This window comes from Moorena sp. SIO4E2 (genome assembly GCF_010671945.1).
GTDB classification, from domain to species: Bacteria; Cyanobacteriota; Cyanobacteriia; order Cyanobacteriales; family Coleofasciculaceae; genus Moorena; species Moorena producens.
Window position 1 is genome coordinate 1 of the sequence record NZ_JAAHIE010000777.1, and the last position, 2,891, is coordinate 2,891.

At 43.4% G+C, this 2,891-nt stretch carries 5 protein-coding genes; all 5 read right to left on the reverse strand.

Features of this window, described 5'->3' with window-relative positions:
* Nucleotides 1–181: hypothetical protein (locus F6K37_RS37025; protein WP_287255975.1), on the reverse strand; the 181-nt coding region annotated here is incomplete at its 3' end.
* Between the two features lie 165 nt (nt 182–346).
* Nucleotides 347–1,279, reverse strand: a complete 933-nt coding sequence (locus F6K37_RS37030) for a flagellar assembly protein H (RefSeq protein WP_502708048.1) — start codon at nt 1,277–1,279, stop codon at nt 347–349.
* A gap of 168 nt (nt 1,280–1,447) precedes the next feature.
* The gene (locus F6K37_RS37035; RefSeq protein WP_008189766.1) at nt 1,448–1,642 is read right to left on the reverse strand and encodes a hypothetical protein; all 195 of its coding nucleotides are present in this window, start codon (nt 1,640–1,642) and stop codon (nt 1,448–1,450) included.
* Nucleotides 1,643–1,996 carry an HNH endonuclease gene (locus F6K37_RS37040; RefSeq protein ID WP_008189767.1) on the reverse strand — a complete coding sequence of 118 codons (354 nt, stop codon included), beginning with the start codon at nt 1,994–1,996 and terminating at the stop codon, nt 1,643–1,645.
* On the reverse strand, nt 1,993–2,265 hold the full coding sequence (locus tag F6K37_RS37045; RefSeq protein WP_044495371.1) for a hypothetical protein: 273 nt from the start codon (nt 2,263–2,265) through the stop codon (nt 1,993–1,995). Before F6K37_RS37045 ends, F6K37_RS37040 begins: the two co-directional genes overlap by 4 nt.
* Between the last annotated feature and the right edge of the window lie 626 nt (nt 2,266–2,891).

Consider the following 2,891-nt stretch of genomic DNA (forward strand, 5'->3'; position numbering starts at 1 on the left):
AAAGTAGAAACGATTTGGACCGATCCGTAAAATTGTTGGCATAATGGAATAATTCTAACACTATGCTGGTTACCATGTCTTGAACTTTGGCTTGCAGCACGATCAAGTCGTCTGGTAGTGCGATCGCGTAGCGTGACCTACGGTCAATCGCTTTTAGCGGAAGCTGAGGCCTTTCGGCCACGCTTTGCGAACGCTTCATCGCGTAGCGTGGCCTACGGCCAATCGCTCTTGTAGGGTGCGTTCGATTACACAAGAGCTATCAAGACATTTATTGACAAAATATCACAGAACGCACCATCCCTTACTGGGATTAATTCAAAGTTAAATTTTCATTTTTAACTTTGAATTAATCCCTGAATCTTGCTAATAATTCCTCACGGGATAGCTGAGATAACTGTAAAATTAAAGCGGAAAATTCTTGATTAGATAAGGACAGCATTGGTTCAATAATACCTCTAAGTTGGTCATCAATAGAATTAAACCGAACTCTCAACAAGTTTTCGATAATCGCAGTGCGCTCCATCCTCAGACCCTGCTGCATACCTTGTTGTATACCCTGCTCTATACCTGACTGAGTAGCAGCTTCTAATTTTTCTAATAAAAGTGGTGATAACCGCATAATTAACTCCCTGTCTTGCTGTTCTAATTCTGTACTTACTTCCAAGTTACTACGCAGAGAAGATAACAACAATAAAGTATTTTCCCGAAATTGATTTGTTTCTGGCAGTGCTTCTAATTCATCAATGGCCTGTTGTTGGACCCTGCCTCTGCCTAACATTCTCAACCATAGTGTGTCTAAGGTCTTTGGTAATTTATGTATTACGACTAATCCAGTCCTTAGGAAAGAGGGTAACAAATAAATCCCCTCACCCCAATGGTCCGGATCACTCTTAGCACCAAAGCCTTCTAATATTGCAGATGATGCTGTCGGGGTCAAAATCCATAATTTTGGGTAATTCTCTTCATTGAGGCGAGTATTCTCTCGATTCCCTTGACGAATAAAATCTGTGTGTACCTCTAATAATTTCAGGAGGCAAGTCCGAATTTCGTTAATAGTAACCGGATTTCTAAAGGGTTCAAACAAACAAGGCGTTGTAGCTAATTTCCCTAATAATCCTAAGGCTTCTGGGGAAGTTTGTGCTTGATTGGCCGGGGCAAAAAATACATCGACTTGTCGGATTTCGCTGCGGATTTCTAGGGGAGCCTGACATTCTCCAAATTGTGATAACAATTCTTCTAAATAATCTTTGGCAAATTGGTCGTGGATAAATCGGGTCATTAGATAAATATGTAGGGTGGGCACTTGTGCGATCATCTGTGATAAAATCTTAGATTTACAAACACAAGTGCCCACCATTATAGGTTTGAATTGGTAAGCATTGTTGTTGGCCAATATCGGTCGATCGCGATCAATATTTCCATCAATGCTCAATCTGAAACCTACTCATTAGGTGGATGCGGTGCCTACTTCAATCCAAATTGCTCTTGCTTCAACCAGATTCTCATTGTTCAAGCGCAGCGCTTGAATAATGAGGTACACAAGATTTTTTCCCTCTTGCCTCTTGCCTCTTGCCTCTTGCCTCTTCTCTGTTCCCTGTTCCCAGATCCGCTGTTCCCTAAAACCCAAAAACTTGTACCTCACCTAATTGAAAAACGCTATACTGTTGCTCGGCCCACTGGTGTTATTCCAGCAATATGAGTTCCACCATTGTTCCAAATGAAATGGTCGTTCCCAAAATTGATTTCGTGGATTATAGAGTGCAACATACTGCCCTGTCTGTGGATCAACTGCGTAGATTTTGCTCCCTTTGAATTCATTACAGCGATAACAGGAAGCAGCTAAATTTTCTCGATTGTCTGTTCCACGTTGTGAGCGAGGCCAGATGTGCTCCATGACTAGTGGTGTACCAGTCAACTGGGAAGAGGTTTTACAATATTCACAGCGAAAATTGGCTTCTTGAATTACGCGCCGTCGTAATTCAACAGATATGGTCATAGAATCACAGGTAAATCAATAAGTGCAGGAATCCGATGCCCTTTCCAACGTAGAACAGACCAGGCATAAGCTTTCCGCAGCATGAGACGATCGGCTGCTTGTCGCAACTCGGCGAGTTCGAGCCGTTCCTCCGGTGTCAGTTTCTCATCCTGATGTTTGTCTAGCAACTCAACACAGCGATGATGCTGATCAGGGTCTATTTCTGCTTGAGCAATGGTGAGTAGCTGTTCAGTATCTAGTATCTGAAGCTGTAATAACTCTGCTTGCATTTCTAAAGGTGCATTATCAACCGAAGGTGGCAAATTGCTAACTACACAATGCAGCTGCAAGTGTCTCTACACTTTGCTGCGTAGCTTTGGCAATTCGTGCCAGTTGGTGGAAGATGGGACGGCAGCAGATCGATCGTGATTTGTTGAGTTGTCATGTTCAATGGCTACTGGCTAGATACTGCGGTTATTGTAGCGAGTTTTTTCATCGTGCATCAAACACTTCAGGAAGCTAGGTGTGATCGCTGATGTAGGTTGGGTTGAAGAATGAAACCCAACATAATTCCCCTCAACACAACGTCTTCTCCTCCAGAGCCGGGTATCTGCTCTAACAAAATAGAACCTACAATTTAATTGGTGTGGCGGTCTGATGTTGTTGGGTTTCCGTTCCTATACCCAACCTACGATTGAATTGAGGTGGTGAGTGCGATCGCATCATCGATGGCGTACGGGTGGGGATTGCGTACACTGATGGGGATTGGTTAAAATTAAGAGGTTACTTATTGTCGGTGAGTAAAACCGTTTGCGCGTCTGACAAAGAAAAGAAAATAATTTCTCTTGGTGCGCATTCACGCTTGTCGGGAAACCCGACCGGGGTCGCACCGCTGAGAGTATCGGAGGGCGAAAAT

Bases quoted from the DNA above. Each gene is read 5' to 3' on its own strand.
- F6K37_RS37030 (WP_502708048.1), bottom strand. From the start codon at position 1,279: ATGACCCGATTTATCCACGACCAATTTGCCAAAGATTATTTAGAAGAA.
- F6K37_RS37040 (WP_008189767.1), bottom strand. From the start codon at position 1,996: ATGACCATATCTGTTGAATTACGACGGCGCGTAATTCAAGAAGCCAAT.
- F6K37_RS37045 (WP_044495371.1), bottom strand. From the start codon at position 2,265: ATGCAAGCAGAGTTATTACAGCTTCAGATACTAGATACTGAACAGCTA.